General features: G+C 66.0%; 15 protein-coding genes. 7 read left to right on the top strand and 8 right to left on the bottom strand.

The annotated features are described in order from the left end of the window. Nucleotide 1: 1 nt before the first annotated feature. Entirely contained in the window at nt 2-277 is a 276-nt protein-coding gene (locus ACFPO9_RS04270) for a hypothetical protein (RefSeq protein ID WP_379767517.1), read from the bottom strand. Nucleotides 278-347: 70 nt separating this feature from the next. On the opposite strand from ACFPO9_RS04270, the gene ACFPO9_RS04275 reads away from it, so the two are divergent. From ACFPO9_RS04275 to ACFPO9_RS04285, 3 genes are all read left to right on the top strand, one after another. Next, nucleotides 348-1,067 carry a fused MFS/spermidine synthase gene (locus ACFPO9_RS04275; RefSeq protein WP_379767519.1) on the top strand — a complete coding sequence of 240 codons (720 nt, stop codon included), beginning with the start codon at nt 348-350 and terminating at the stop codon, nt 1,065-1,067. A gap of 123 nt (nt 1,068-1,190) precedes the next feature. After that, nucleotides 1,191-4,034: a bifunctional diguanylate cyclase/phosphodiesterase gene (locus ACFPO9_RS04280; RefSeq protein ID WP_379767522.1), complete on the top strand. Its 2,844-nt coding sequence runs from the start codon at nt 1,191-1,193 to the stop codon at nt 4,032-4,034. 138 nt (nt 4,035-4,172) lie between these two features. Then, nucleotides 4,173-4,388 carry a hypothetical protein gene (locus ACFPO9_RS04285; protein ID WP_230027194.1) on the top strand — a complete coding sequence of 72 codons (216 nt, stop codon included), beginning with the start codon at nt 4,173-4,175 and terminating at the stop codon, nt 4,386-4,388. Here the strand turns inward: ACFPO9_RS04285 and ACFPO9_RS04290 are convergent, their stop codons facing one another. After that, nucleotides 4,389-4,760, bottom strand: a complete 372-nt coding sequence (locus ACFPO9_RS04290) for a hypothetical protein (protein WP_379767525.1) — start codon at nt 4,758-4,760, stop codon at nt 4,389-4,391. A 59-nt stretch (nt 4,761-4,819) separates the two neighbouring features. Then, nucleotides 4,820-4,966 (bottom strand): hypothetical protein, encoded by a 147-nt coding sequence (locus ACFPO9_RS04295; protein WP_379767528.1) that lies wholly within the window; start codon nt 4,964-4,966, stop codon nt 4,820-4,822. Nucleotides 4,967-5,169: 203 nt separating this feature from the next. Here ACFPO9_RS04295 and ACFPO9_RS04300 point away from each other — a divergent pair, with 203 nt between their 5' ends. Further along, nucleotides 5,170-5,352 (top strand): hypothetical protein, encoded by a 183-nt coding sequence (locus tag ACFPO9_RS04300; protein ID WP_379767530.1) that lies wholly within the window; start codon nt 5,170-5,172, stop codon nt 5,350-5,352. A gap of 15 nt (nt 5,353-5,367) precedes the next feature. Here the strand turns inward: ACFPO9_RS04300 and ACFPO9_RS04305 are convergent, their stop codons facing one another. Both ACFPO9_RS04305 and ACFPO9_RS04310 read right to left on the bottom strand, forming a co-directional pair. Further along, nucleotides 5,368-5,541: a hypothetical protein gene (locus ACFPO9_RS04305; protein ID WP_379767533.1), complete on the bottom strand. Its 174-nt coding sequence runs from the start codon at nt 5,539-5,541 to the stop codon at nt 5,368-5,370. Next, nucleotides 5,538-5,720, bottom strand: coding sequence for a hypothetical protein (locus ACFPO9_RS04310; protein WP_379767536.1), 183 nt, complete (start codon nt 5,718-5,720; stop codon nt 5,538-5,540). Before ACFPO9_RS04310 ends, ACFPO9_RS04305 begins: the two co-directional genes overlap by 4 nt. 137 nt (nt 5,721-5,857) lie before the next feature. On the opposite strand from ACFPO9_RS04310, the gene ACFPO9_RS04315 reads away from it, so the two are divergent. After that, nucleotides 5,858-6,754 carry an alpha/beta hydrolase gene (locus ACFPO9_RS04315; RefSeq protein ID WP_379767540.1) on the top strand — a complete coding sequence of 299 codons (897 nt, stop codon included), beginning with the start codon at nt 5,858-5,860 and terminating at the stop codon, nt 6,752-6,754. On the opposite strand, the gene ACFPO9_RS04320 is transcribed toward ACFPO9_RS04315, so the two are convergent. Continuing rightward, a complete protein-coding gene (locus tag ACFPO9_RS04320; RefSeq protein ID WP_379767543.1) occupies nt 6,744-7,037 on the bottom strand; it encodes a 2Fe-2S iron-sulfur cluster-binding protein in 294 nt (97 codons plus the stop codon). The two genes, ACFPO9_RS04315 and ACFPO9_RS04320, sit on opposite strands and share 11 nt — an antisense overlap. Before the next feature lie 116 nt (nt 7,038-7,153). On the opposite strand from ACFPO9_RS04320, the gene ACFPO9_RS04325 reads away from it, so the two are divergent. Further along, entirely contained in the window at nt 7,154-8,236 is a 1,083-nt protein-coding gene (locus tag ACFPO9_RS04325) for a L,D-transpeptidase family protein (protein WP_379767546.1), read from the top strand. Nucleotides 8,237-8,297: 61 nt separating this feature from the next. Further along, a complete protein-coding gene (locus ACFPO9_RS04330) occupies nt 8,298-8,996 on the top strand; it encodes a M23 family metallopeptidase (protein WP_379767549.1) in 699 nt (232 codons plus the stop codon). A 14-nt stretch (nt 8,997-9,010) separates the two neighbouring features. On the opposite strand, the gene ACFPO9_RS04335 is transcribed toward ACFPO9_RS04330, so the two are convergent. Together ACFPO9_RS04335 and ACFPO9_RS04340 are read right to left on the bottom strand one after the other, a co-directional pair. Then, nucleotides 9,011-10,141 carry a hypothetical protein gene (locus ACFPO9_RS04335; protein ID WP_379767552.1) on the bottom strand — a complete coding sequence of 377 codons (1,131 nt, stop codon included), beginning with the start codon at nt 10,139-10,141 and terminating at the stop codon, nt 9,011-9,013. Between the two features lie 171 nt (nt 10,142-10,312). Beyond that, a complete protein-coding gene (locus ACFPO9_RS04340; protein WP_379767555.1) occupies nt 10,313-12,073 on the bottom strand; it encodes a M4 family metallopeptidase in 1,761 nt (586 codons plus the stop codon). Between the last annotated feature and the right edge of the window lie 312 nt (nt 12,074-12,385).

The following is a 12,385-nucleotide window of genomic DNA, read 5'->3' on the forward strand; positions in this document are numbered from 1 at the left end:
CTCAGTACTCGTGGACCACGGAGGTGGTGCCGTCGCCGACCTTGCTGGCCCAGGCGCGCGCCATGTAATGCATTTGCGCCTCGCTGGGCGGCTCGTGCCAGAACACGATCAGGGTGCCCTTGTGGTCGTGGAGCTGGGTCAGCTTCTCGACGAAGGCCTGGTCGCCCGCCACGTCGGCCAGTCCCATCGCATAGCCATAGACGCGGTCGAGCCGCTCGATGCGGTCGGGCTCCGTCTGGCTGTTGGTGGCGGTGATGGTGGGATGGTCCAGGAACATGGGGTCTCCGTGAGGCTGCGGCGGCCAGCTTATCAGAAACTTATCCTTTGCAACAAGCTAGACTACAGCCATGAACGATCTTCCCAAGCCGCTGGTGCGCACCGAAGGCGACCGCCGCACGCTGGAATTTGCGCCCGGCGACATCCAGAGCGCGATGCGGCTATCGCGCCCGCACAGGCTGGTACTGGCTTACACGCGCGCCATGATGTGCTTCGGCCTGCTGGTGCCCCGTCCCGCGCACATCCTGCTGGTGGGCCTGGGTGGCGGCTCGATGGCCAAGTTCTGCCACCGCCATTTTCCGGACGCGCGCATCACCGTGCTCGAATTGCGCGCCGACGTGATCGCCCTGCGCGACGCCTTCCTGGTGCCGCCCGACGATGCCCGCTTCCGGGTCGTCCACGCCGAGGCCGCCGCGTGGATGCTGGGCGCGGCGCCAAACAGCTTCGACGTGATCGTGGTCGACGGCTTCGACGAGTCCGGCCTGCCGCCCGCCCTGTCCAGCCGCTTCTTCTACGGCGTGTGCCGGCGCCTGCTCCTGCCCGGCGGGGTATTGGTGGCGAACGTGTTCAGCTATGACAAGCGGCGCGGCGAGGTCATCGCGGCGCTGGACGACGCCTTCGACGCCCAGACCTGCCAGCTCGACAAGGTCGCCGGCAACAACCACATCCTGTTCGCCGGCGCCGCCACCCGGTGCCGGGCCGCGCGCCTGCTGCCCCGCCTCCCCTTCGGCTTGTTCAACCGTCTATGCGTGCGCCTGATCCTTTACTGGATTGCACGGCCTACTGTTTGACGCCCGCCACACCTGCGTCGATCCGGCTCTGCGGTGTGACAATTTGTTTGCGGAGATATCGGTTTGTGTGACAAACTGGCGCGCACTTCATGCCTTTAGGCAAGTATTTTTATGGGAAACTGGATGCCGCGTCGCCGATTGCAGCTGTCGCTCACGCTAGCCGCGGCCCTCACGCTCGGGGGCGGCCTGGCCACGACCGCGGTGCTGACGGTGGCGGTCAACCGGCTCGAAATCGACAACCAGTCGCTGGCCTTCGAGCAGGGCGCGAACGTGCGCGTGGCCGCGCTGCGCCAGGGCATGGACGATGCGGTCGAGGTCCTGATCGTCACCAACCAGCTGTTCGCCACCGTGCAGCCGGTGACGCGCTCGCAGTTCCACGATTTCACCACCCCGCTGCTGCTGCGTAACCCCTACATCAAGGCCTTCAATTTCCATCGCGCGGTCCAGGACAGCGAGCGCGCCGAATTCGAAGCCGGGCTGCAGCGCTTCCGTCCCGGCACCATCCTGCGCGAAAACGTCGACGGCAAACTGGTGCCGGCGCCGCGCCGCCCGCACTATAACGTGGTGGACTACCTCGAGCCGATGCAGGGCAACGAGCCGGCCTTCGGCCTCAACGTCGGCGAGAACGGCGAGGTGGCGCGGGCCCTGGCGCGCGCCCATGCGAGTGGACGCGCCTCCGCCAGCGGCCTGCTGCGCCTGGCCCAGGACCCTTCCGGCAAGCCCAGCTTCGAGGTGGTGATGCCGGTCTACGGCCCGGCCGGCCGCCTGCTCGGCGACACCGCGATCATCATCGACGTCCAGACCCTGGCCCGCGCCACGCTGGCGCGCGCCGGCCTGCTGGAAGACGGCAGCGTCCTGCTCACCATGTATATCGGCGCCCAGACCGGGGCCGCCGCCATGGTCTACGCCAACCACGACGCCGCGGAGACTGCCGCGCCGGCGGCGTCGCCGCTGCGCTGGCTGGCGCGTCCCGGGGCGCATGAGGTGGACCGCTTCGTGGCGGCCGGCCAGACCTGGACCGTGGAAGCGCATGCCGCGCCCAAGCCCTACCTGGCCGACCACCTGGCCTCGAGCCTGCTGCTGGCCGGGGGCCTGCTTTCGACCCTGCTGCTGACCGCCTTCGTGCAGGCCGCCGGCCAGCGCACGCGCAAGGTCCAGGAACTGGTGCGCGAGCGCACCGCCGACCTGAAACTCACCAACCAGCGCCTGATCGACGACGTGCTGGCCAGGAAGCGCACCGAAAAGGCGCTACAGGAAAGCGAGCAGCGCTTCCGCCAGCTGGTGGCCATGTCTTCGGACTGGTACTGGGAACAGGACGAGCGCCTGCGCTTCGTCGCCCTGACCGGCCACTTCACGGAAAAATCCGGCATCGCCGTCGGACGCATCCTCGGCAGGACCCGGGCGGAAATCGTGGGCGGCCTGGCCGACAGCGATGCCGGCCGCGAGCACATCGCCGCCATCGAGGCGCGCGAACCCTTCAAGAACCTCGAATACCGCCTGCTCGACGATAACGGCGAGGAGCGCTGGTACTGCGTCAGCGGCCAGCCGATGTTCGACGACAGCGGCCGCTTTACCGGCTACCGCGGCACCGGCAGCGACATCACCGCGCGCAAGCTCACCGAGCAGCGCGTGCACCACGTGGCCCAGCACGACGTGCTGACCGGCCTGCCCAACCGCTCGCTGCTGCAGGACAGGCTGGAGCAAGCGGTGGCCTACGCCAACCGCAGCGGCCATCCGGTGTGGGTGATGCTGATCGACCTGGACCGCTTCAAGTTCGTCAACGACAGCATGGGCCACAAGGCCGGCGACGTGCTCCTGATGACGGTGGCGGCGCGCCTGCGCGGTTCGCTGCGCGACACCGACACCGTGGCCCGCCTGTCCGGCGATGAATTCGTGGTGATCCTGTCGCAGCACGAGGACCAGCCGCTGACGGGCGACATCGTGCAGCGCGTGATGGACTCGGTGGCCCAGCCGGTGATGCTGGGGCCGAAGGAATTCTTCGTCACCTGCTCCATCGGCGTGGCCGCCTACCCGAGCGACGGCACCCCGGCCGAGAGCCTGATCGAACACGCGGACATCGCCATGTACCGCGCCAAGAAGCTGGGCCGCAACAACTTCCAGTTCTATACGCCGGCCATGAACGAGGAGTCGCTGGAACGCGTGCGCATCGAGAGCGCGCTGCGCAACGCCCTCGAACGCAACGAATTCGTGCTGCACTACCAGCCGCAGGTCGATTTGAAAACCGGCCAGATCGTCGGCATGGAAGCGCTGATCCGCTGGAAGCATCCGGAGCTGGGCATGGTGCCGCCGACCCGTTTCATCGGCGTGGCCGAGGACACCGGGCTGATCGTGCCGATCGGCGCCTGGGTGATGCGCACCGCCTGCGCCCAGAACAAGGCCTGGCAGGATGCGGGCCTGGGCAATTTGCGGGTGGCGGTGAACCTGTCGGCGCGCCAGTTCAGCGCCGCCGAACTGCTGCCGGGGATCGAGCAGGTGCTGGCGGAAACCGGCCTCGAGCCGTCCTGCCTGGAGCTGGAGCTGACCGAGAGCCTGTTCATGAGCGACGTCACGCCGGCGGTGGACTTATTGCACCGCATGAAGTCGCTGGGGGTGAAGCTTTCCATCGACGACTTCGGCACCGGCTACTCGAGCTTTTCCTACCTGTCGCGCTTCCCGATCGACGTGCTGAAGATCGACCGCTCCTTCGTCAACGACATCACGCACGACGCCAACGACGCCGCGATCGTCGCCTCGATCATCACGCTGGCGCACAACCTGCGCCTGTCGGTGATCGCCGAGGGCGTGGAGACGGCCGAGCAGCTCGACTACCTGCGCCAGCAGGGCTGCGACGAAATGCAGGGGTATTACTTCTCGCGCCCGCTGCCGGCGCAGGATTTTGAACAGCTGCTGCGCCAGCGCCGGGGCCTGGCGGCCCTGGAAGATGAGCCGCAGGTAGCGGTTGCCTAGCATTTTGTTGAACAAACGGCGCTAAGGCCTTGTATTCTTTGTTTTATCTGCAATTATTTGTAGCAGAAAAAAAAACCTTACCCTACAATAGACTGAAAATATGGCAACAATGCTTTTCAGATAATAATGAGGGATACTATGAACTTCGAGACGGCCAGCCTGAGCGCTGCCCACAGTGCAGCAGACCGCAAGCAGCGCACTGACATGCGTACCCGCGACCTGGTCAACCAGGCGGTTGCGTCGATCCCCACCCTGGGCCTGCAGCGCGCGGCCGAATTCCTGGCGGCGATGAACGTGCCGGCCGAGATCGCGGTGCGCACACTGGTGTATCCGCACCGCCGCCGTTCGAACTGATCAGCGTCTCGGTTCCTGCGCGCTGATGTCGGCCAGCGATTCGCGGCCGCGTTCGGTGAGTCCGTAGCCGCCGCCTTCCAGCGCGGCGATGTGCGACTTGCGCGACAGGAACTGCATGACATCCTCATCCAGCGCGCTCGCGGGCTCCCGCTCGAGCGCACGCAGCGCTTCGATACAGCGCTTCAGGAACAGCACTTCCTGCCCCTTGTCGGTCAGCGACAGCGCGCCATTCTTCGCATACTGCACCAGCTTCAGCCCGGACAGGCGCTTGGCGTTCCGGCCCACGCAGGCGTTGACCTTGTCGGTGCGGGCGCCGCGCCGGATGAATTCGAGGGCGTCGTATTCGTCCCCCGTCAGTTTTTCATTCTTCATTCAAGCTTTCGTTGAGAGCAAAGGTCGCCATGGTAAGGCGGCCCGGGCTTGCCCGCAACTTACTTCAGTGCGCGCATCGCCGCCCACACGATGCCGGCGCCGGCCAGCGCACCCAGCGCCCCCACCGCCAGCGCCACTTGCAGGCGCCGCGAGGCCAGCATCGAGTGCCGTCCGAGATAGATCTTGTTGTGCAGTGTGCTGCCCATGCTGTCCTCCCTGAGAGTGCTTGGCCGATGGACCATTATAAAAACTTTCTCGGAAGGCTATGTGCGCTGTCATACATAAAGCAAGGATTGTAGCCATAAAGCAACATGCTCCCCGCATCCTAACGCGCGCCGGGGGCCAAAGCTGGCTGTTAGGATCAGGTCAACACCTGAATCCCACCACTGCAAACTGTAAGGAGCGCAACATGAATACTTCGACGCCCAAGCCGGATCCCGGCGCCAAAGCCCCGCCGATGATGCACGAAGGCGATATCGGCAGCGGCGAGATCACGCCGGCCCAGCATGAAACGAATGAAATGATCAAGGAGATTCCGCCGCTGCCGCGCAGTGGCGGCAGTCAGCAGGGCAAGCCTTCGGACAAGCCCTGAGTTGATTGAAACGCCCTAGCCGGCCTTGATGGGCGGCTGGGGCGCCCGCGGTTCCTCGATCGGCGCGCGTGCCGGCGCCGGCACGTCGTCCGGATCCGGACTCGGCTGCGGAGGCGGCTGGTTCGGATCGGTCGGATCGGGCGTGGTGTGGGCGCGCAGTTCTACATCGCCCGGCATCGCTCCAGTCATCGGCCCTCCTTCTGCTTCGCCCCGCCGCCGGCGCCCTTCCCTTTGCCGGCCTTGATGGTGGTCTTTTCGTTATGGCTGCTCTTGTCCGGATTCACGCCGGCCCGGCGCTTGGCCAGATCCTCTTCCGACTCGTTGGCCGACTGCTTGTTCTGGTTGCCGCTGGATTTCGATTGGGTCATAGCAAATCTCCTCTGGTGAAAGGCTGACAAACGGATGACGTTTTGGCGCAGACTAGCATGGAAGACCGGGGCCGGCTTTCAATCGTGCGCGAGCTTGGTATGATGGCGCTCTTGCCGTTTCCATACTGGATGTCCCCATGCTGCGCCGCCTGATTTCCTTCGCCGCTCTTGCCGCCGCCTGCGCCGGCGCCCATGCCGCCGCACCCGCGCCCATGAAGCTGGCCGACTACCTGGCGCTGAAGGGTCCGGTGCCCAACGCCAGCTTCGCCTACGGCAGCGCGCCCTCGCAGTTCGCGGAACTCTTCGTCCCCGGCGGCCCCGGTCCCTTCCCGGTGGCGGTGCTGGTGCATGGCGGCTGCTGGACCAAGGAATTCGGCGGCATCACCCAGCTGCGCAACCTGGCCGGCGCGCTGGCCGAGCGCGGCATCGCTTCCTGGAACGTCGAGTACCGGCGCGTCGACGAGGCGGGCGGCGGCTATCCCGGCACCTACCAGGACATCAACGCGGCGCTCAGCATGCTGGCCCAGCAGGCGGGCCGTTATCCGCTCGACCTGAACCGCCTGGTGGCGGTCGGGCACTCGGCCGGCGGCCAGCTGGTGCAGTGGATGGCCGGACGGGCGCGCATCCCGGCCAGCAGTCCGCTGTATCAGCCCGACCCGCTGCCCGTTAAAAACGTGGTGAGCCTGGGCGGCCTGGCCGACCTGCGCCGCGAGCAGGCCCTGATCAAGTCCAGCTGCGACCGCGAGATCGGCCAGCTGACCGGGGCTCCCGGCGACAAGCGGCCGGACGTCTTCGCCGACACCAATGCCGGCGACCTGCTGCCGAACGGCAGCCGCACCATCCTCGTCACGGGGGAACTGGACAAGATCTCGCCGCCGCGCGTGGCGCGCGACTACGCGGCGCGCGCCCGCGCCGCCGGCGATGCGGCCGAGGTCGTGATCCTGCCCGGCGCCAGCCATTACGACGAGGTGGCGGCCAGTTCGCATTCGTGGCCGCTGGTGCTGCAGGCGATCGAGTCGGCGCTTAAAAAGTGATGCGTCTGGCCAGGCGCTGGTCGACCACCACATCGCCCACCGGCACCGCCACGCAGGGCAGCACATAGCCCTCTCGCTTCTCGTCGAAGGATAGCCCCGGCCACTCGACCAGGTAGCGCACGCTGCCGCTCGCCAGGCGGCAGATGCAGGTGCGGCAGGTACCGTTGCGGCAGGAGTTGGGCAGGTCGATGCCGGCCTGCTCGGCGGCGTGCAGGATGGTGCTGTCCGCGGGGGCGCGAACGGTCCATCCGGACGGTTGAAAGGTGATCGTGGCTTCGCTCATGATGGCGATTGTACGGGGCGTTGACGTGTGCCGGAAGATGGGTTCGTTCGCGCACAGACCCCCATCCGGCGCAGCACTACGCTGAGGTTTCCATATGTAAGTAATGCAGGAAGCCAATGAAATACATCGCCGTCCCCACCCTGGCCCTGGTCCTCGGCAGCGTCTGCGCCGTGGCCGGCGCCCAGCCGACCGTGCAGGCACGCATCGCCGCGGCCTCGAACGCCAATGCCCAGACCGCCGCCGCGGCGCGCGCGCAAAGCAGCGCCGTGCAAGCCGCGCCGGCCGTAGCCGCGGCGCCGACGCCGGTCCCGCAAACCACCGCCACCGCGCCCGTCAACGCACCGGTCGAAGCGAGCGAATTCGACCGCCTGCTGCGCGCCCAGGTCCTGCTCGACCGCGCCCACTTCTCGCCGGGTGAGATCGACGGCGCCTTCGGCTCCAACATGAAGCAGGCGCTGTCCGGCTTCCAGAAGGCGCGCAACCTGCAGGTCACCGGCAAGCTCGACGAGGCCACCTGGAACGCCCTGAACCTGGATGCCGCGCCCACCGTGGTCGCCTATACCCTGGCGGACAGCGACGTCGCCGGCCCCTTCCGTCCCATCCCCGAAGACATGATGGAAAAGGCCAAGCTGCCGAACCTGGGCTATGCCAGCGTGCAGGAAGGCCTGGGCGAAAAATTCCACGCCAGCCCGGGCCTGATCGACAAGCTCAACAAAGGCAAGGACCTGAGCCGCGCCGGCGAGCAGATCATGGTCCCGAACGTGGTGGGTACGGCGCCGCTGCCGCCCGCCGCGCGCGTCGTGGTCTCGCGCGAAGGCCGCATCCTGACGCTCGAGGACGCCGCCGGCAGGCCGCTGGCCCAGTATCCGGCCTCGACCGGCAGCGAGCACGATCCGCTCCCGATCGGCAACTGGAAGATCGACGGCGTGGCGCGCAACCCGACCTACAACTACAACCCCAAGCTGTTCTGGGACGCCAAGCCGGGCGATGCGAAAACCAGGGTGCCCGCCGGCCCCAACAATCCGGTGGGCGTGGCCTGGATCGACCTGTCGATTCCGCACTACGGCATCCACGGCAGCCCGGTTCCTTCGCTGATCGGCAAGACCGAATCGCACGGCTGCATCCGCCTGACCAACTGGAGCGCGGCCGAGGTCGCCGGACTGGTGCAAAAAGGGACGGAAGTTGTATTACAGGAGTAAATAGTAGGCTGAAGAAGTATCACGGCAGGTAATACTCGATACCAACAACAAGGAGAACGTGATGAGATGGCTGTTGACCTTCCTGCTCGGCGTCGCGGTCGGCGCCGGCGGCCTGTTTGCCTGGCTGCGTCAGATGCCCCATCAACCCGCGGCGGCGCCCGCCGTGGCCGCGAACACCGGCTCGCTGCCCGCGCCGGCCGGGCCCGACATCGAAAGCACGCTTCCGCCCGCGCCCAAGGTCACGCCGGACCTGACCGAACTTGACCTGCCGCTGCGCCCGTCCACCACGGCCCTGCCCGTGGACAGCGGCGCCGCCGCGCCTGCCCTCCCTGCCGGCAAGCTGATGGTGCCGGTCGACGGCATGGCGCTGGCGAATATCAAGGACAACTTCGACCAGCCGCGCGGCGCCGAGCGCCACCACGAGGCGCTGGACATCATGGCGCCGAAAGGCACCAAGGTGCTGGCCGTGGCCGACGGCAAGGTCGCCAAGCTCTTCACCAGCAAGCCCGGCGGCCTGACCATCTACCAGTTCGATCCGACCGAGAAGTACGCCTATTACTATGCCCACCTCGACCACTATGCGGACGGCATCAAGGAAGGCATGGACATCAAGCGCGGCGACCTGATCGGCTACGTCGGCGCGACCGGCAACGCCGACCCGAACGCGCCCCACCTGCATTTCGCCGTATTCGAGCTGACGCCCGAGAAGCAGTGGTGGAAAGGGACGCCTGTGAATCCCTATCCGCTGCTGGCGCAGTGATCAGCGCTCGATGATCAGCGCTTGGCGCGACGGCGGCGCAGCAGCCCCATCAGCGCCAGGCCGGCAACGCCGGCCGTGAAGGCTTCCGGTTCCGGCACCGCGTTCGGGTCCGGGTCGGGCGTGCCGTTGTCGATCAGGCTCAGCAACAGGTCCGAGCACTGGCCATTGGTCTGGCAGCCGCGGGCTGCGATCTGGCCCTTGTCGTTGATGTCGTTGGCCAGCTTGATGGTCCAACCCAGGCTCGGGTCGATCAGGCTGTTCAGGTCCTGGAACAGGCCGCCGCTGTACAGGAAGGCGTGGAACAGGTTATCGCTACCCATGCCCGAGCCAACCACGCTGCCGGCGGCATTGATGCCGGTCGCGTAAGTGTCGCCGCCGAAGCCGCCGATGTCTTTCACCAGGCCGTTCGTGTACAGGAAGGCGTGGGCAACGGCGTCGCCTGCCAGATATGAATAGCCTGCCACCATGCCCGCGTTGTTGATCGCGTAGCCCTGCGCATAGTTGCCGCCCAGCGTATCCAATATCCGCATATTGCCGTTCGAGTAGATGTAGGCACGGTAATCGCCGCTGCCGTTGATGTCCACGTAGCCGGTGACGGCGCCGGCATCGTTGATGGCATTCGCATCGCTGCCCCAGCCGCCGTTCAGCGGGCCGATTTCGATCAGGCTGCCATTGGCGCCGGTGACGAAGCCACGCTGGAAGCCGCTGGCGGTATCGGACAGGCCGACGACCTGGCCGCTGGCGTTGATGCCATTGCCATAGCTGTTGGTGCCGCCCAGCGTCCCCAGTACCTGCACGTTGCCGTTCGTGAACACAGCGGCCCGGGTGGGTCCATTCGCCGAGCTGATTTCTCCTACCACAGTGCCGCTCTCGTTGATGCCGGCCGCCTTGCTGTTGCTGCTGTTCGCATTCCCCGGATGCAGGCTGGTGGTCGTGCCGCTGGCTGCGACGTAAGCATTGGTATGGTTGCCCGGCGTGTAGGCGTAGCCGACCGCCGTGCCGGCATTGTTGAGGCCGTTCACCTGGCTGGCCGTACCGCCGAGGCCGGCGATAGAGGCAACCGAATAGACAGGTGCGGCGTGGGCTGCCAGCGGCGCGGCGGAAATGGCAAGCAGGACGGACAGGAGGCGCAACTGGCGGGGCATGGCGATCTTCCTTTGTTAAAAAAATTGAAAGTAAGAAATCCCACCCCTGTTCATGTATTTATTGCAACAAGTAAATGTACCCAGGTATCACTTTTGATGGCATACCGCGAATGCACCCTGGTAATAAGAAAGGCTGGCACGCGGCCAGCCTTTTGTGCGCGGCGATCCGCCCTACTCGTCGACGTCCGCCCCCACGTTGATCGCCGCATAAGCCCGCTGCACGGCAATCGCTTCCCTGCCGCCCTTGCCATATAGCTCTTCCGCCGCCTCGATCATCTTGGCGCGCGCATCGGCATAGTTGGTGCTCGAGGTGAACTTGGTCGTGTTGGCCTTGAACCAGATCCGGTAGGCCTTGTCGAGACCGATGCCGCTCATGTTGGCCGGCGCCTTGACCAGGTACTTGCTATAGTAGTCGCTGGCCTTGTCCGCGTTCGAGCCCTGCGAGAGGAAGTAGAACATGCGGTTGTTCGGGCCGCTGCTGTAGTGCACGTCGATGCGCTTGATCGACGTGCTCCAGGCGTCCGGGCTGCTGCCGTCCTTGCTCGGCTTGGTCATCCAGCGCAGCGGCGTGCCGCTCTTGCTGATCTCCTTGCCCAGCACCCAGTCGTTGCCATCAAGCGGAATGGTCTCGCCCTTGCCGCCGGCGCGTGCATAGGCTTCGACGACTTCGCCGTTGATGTCGGAAGCCGATTCGTTCAGTCCGCCCGATTCGCCCGAATAGGTCAGGTTCGAGGTGGCGGCGGTGACGCCGTGGCCCATCTCGTGGCCGATCACGTCGATCGAGCCCAGGCTGGTGAAGCTGGAGCCGTCGCCGATGAACATGCACTGGCAGGTGTCGCTGTAATAGGCGTTGTCGTAGGCGGTGTTGACGTGGGCCGCGATATAGGTGGCGGTGTTGTGGCCGTCCAGCGACTGCCAGCCGAAGATGTTCTTCAGCGCGTCGTAGGTGTTCATCAGGCCCCACATGGCGTTCACCGCCGCGGTCTGGCCATTGGCGTCGGTGGTCGAACCTTTCGGGACGTAGTTCTTGCCGTCGCCCCAGGTATTGGTGTCGTTGACGTAGACGTTGCCGGCGCTGGTGCCGTGGTTGGCGTTGGTGATCGCCATCGCGCCGAACTTGCCGCCGGTGCCGCGGGTATCGTCGATCATCTTGTACTTGCCGTCGACCAGGGTGGTGTTGATCGGCACCTCGCCGTTGTACTGGCTTTTTCCCACGCCGACCACGGTCTGCAGCATGTTCCACTGGTCGAGGATGCTGCCGTCGCGCGCGCTCACCACGGTGTCGTGGTAAACCGGCTTGTCGCCCACCTGCATGCGGGTGTGGACCAGCCAGGCCAGCTCGTAATGGTCGACCACGTCCTCGACGTCGAGCGCGTTGAGTTCGAATTCCTGCTTGTCGCGCGCGGCCGCGGTGCGCTCGGTGCGCATCACCGGATAGACGATCGGCTCGGCGGTGGGCGGGGCGACGTGGCTCGCGTCCGCGCCGAGCGAAGCCAGCGCCCTGGCGATCGCCTGCTTGGCCGTGAGGGCCGGGACCACGCTGAAATCGCCGGCCGGACCGTTGACGGCAGCGGCCGTTCCCGCGTTCTTGCCGAGGCCGATGCGCCGTTCCGAACAGGATTCGGACTGGATGCGGCCGTTCGCATCCAGCACCACCACCGATTCGGAACCGAAGATGGGCACGCCCTTCCAGGTATGGGCCACGCGCGCCACCTGGGTGCCCTGCATGCCGGGATGCGTGACCAGGACCGTGAAGCCGTGGCGCGCATCCAGGCCGCGCTGGGCCCGGCGCGCTTCGAGCTGGGCGACGATCCCGGCCCTGGCCTGCGGCGAGATGGCCACCGGCGCGCTCATCATCGTGTTCGGCAGCGGCGCCGCGGCGAGCGCCGGGCTGAGGAAAATTGCAAGAATTGTGAGGGAACGCTGGTTCATCTCTCGTCTCCAATCGGTTGGGCAGCCGTAAGCAAGCTCTGCTTTGGGCACCATCAGAGTGTGGACGAGGTTCCGTTAAAAGATTTGCTCAAACGCAAAAAGCCCCACAGCGGCGGCGGCCGGTGTGGGGCGTATCGTGAGACGGTACGTTTAGTCCCGTCGCCCCCGCGCAGGCGGGGGCCCAAGTTTATCGGCGTTTCGACTACGCTCGCGGAACTTGGGGGGATGGTGCCGGGGGCACCATCCCGCCTTCGCAATGGGATGGACGCCCCCACCCGAAACGGCATCAGATGTGCCAAAGTGGAAGTGTAA

The organism is Massilia aerilata, assembly GCF_042656905.1.
In the GTDB taxonomy this organism is placed as follows: Bacteria; Pseudomonadota; Gammaproteobacteria; order Burkholderiales; family Burkholderiaceae_D; genus Telluria; species Telluria aerilata.